Source organism: Wolbachia endosymbiont of Glossina morsitans morsitans (assembly GCF_000689175.1).
Classification (GTDB): Bacteria; Pseudomonadota; Alphaproteobacteria; order Rickettsiales; family Anaplasmataceae; genus Wolbachia; species Wolbachia pipientis.
This window is the reverse complement of record NZ_AWUH01000043.1, coordinates 9,938-11,321: the sequence shown is the minus strand read 5'-3', so window position 1 is coordinate 11,321 and position 1,384 is coordinate 9,938. Positions and strand designations below refer to the sequence as shown.

Annotated in this window: 1 protein-coding gene; it reads right to left on the bottom strand. The window is 33.7% G+C overall.

Annotated features, from left to right (window positions below):
- Positions 1-1,144, bottom strand: a 1,144-nt coding sequence (gshA, locus tag WGMM_RS01170) for a glutamate--cysteine ligase (RefSeq protein WP_038248793.1), incomplete at its 3' end; no start/stop codon positions are given.
- Positions 1,145-1,384 lie beyond the last annotated feature (240 nt).

Here is a 1,384-nt window from a genome sequence, read left to right as displayed (position 1 = left end):
TTATTTCTACCGCTAATGCTAACACTGCTAATTTACTAACTATATTCCAAAGTGCTAGAGGTTTCTCTTCCACTATTTTGCTAACGTCATAAAATTCGCAGTCAATGGAGTTTAAGCTGGAATATACATCTTTCCTGCTATTACATCGGTATAAGTAACATGTTGGAGTATCTACTATATAGTATATTAGCGGTTCTGCAGAACTGCTTTTAAATACGTCAATGGTTGGTACACCTTCTTGTATAATAACACTATTGATTGCTATTCCTTCTTTTATCTTTTTCATTTTATGACGCTTTTTTTTATTGAGGTTTAATATTTCCTCTCCACTTGTTGCTGTTATAATGCCCATCCCATATGTGCCATTGCTTGCTTTGATAAAAACGTAAGGTTGTGTTTTTATTTCATATTCCTCATATTTTTTTTGCACTAGAGATAATATTTGGTCAACTTTAGTTGCTACTGCTCCTAGTGATGAATCATCATCAAAATCAACTCCATCACAGCTCTCTGTAAGCACAGAAATTAGCCATGGGTCCATTTTAAATTCGCTACAAAACTCGGACGCTAATTCTTGATAGATTTCAAAATACTTAAATTTCTGCCTGCTATGCCAACCGTATAGTGGGCTTGGTACTATATCTTGCTTTACGTCTTTTAGCGTGTCTGGAATGTGGCTCGTCATATCACGGTTCAGTATAATAACATCAGGCACAAATCCTGAAGTTGTCTTTAATAGAGAGGTTTCCTTCACAATAGCTTCATACGGTTCTATTAAATTGTACGTTTCATTATGAAAGAGGCCAATCTTAGTTTCAAAACCAGCCAGTTGCAGTATTTTCTCTATAGCAAATACGTTTTCTATATACATTTTATTTCGTGTATAATTTTCCGGTATTATAAGAACCTTTTTGTATTGATGTCTTTTAAAGTAGCTTTCTATCAATCTTGCTGCCATCGTTCTTGATTCTTCACTTAAGTTATTGAACCCCGCAGGAAATAAATTAGCGTCCACTGGGGCAATTTTGTAGCTGGAGTTTCTAAGATCTATAGAGCTATAAAATGGCAATGCAAGGCCGTTAAATTTTGCCTCAAACCAATTATTTATACTTTTTTCCAAATCTGGGTGAATTATGTTTTGCATCTACACTTTAAATGTTATAAGGAAGGCATTATATTATAAGCTATAATTAAACATATTTAGCAATTTTGACTAAAGATTAAAGTATAATGGGATTCTTATTTAAAGTGATAGAAAAATGATTCAACACGACAACAGTAAAATGTATGGCACTACTATACTGTCAATTAGAAAAAATAAAAGTGTAGTAGTAATAGGTGACGGACAAGTTTCACTGGGCCACACTGTTATAAAATCCGGAGC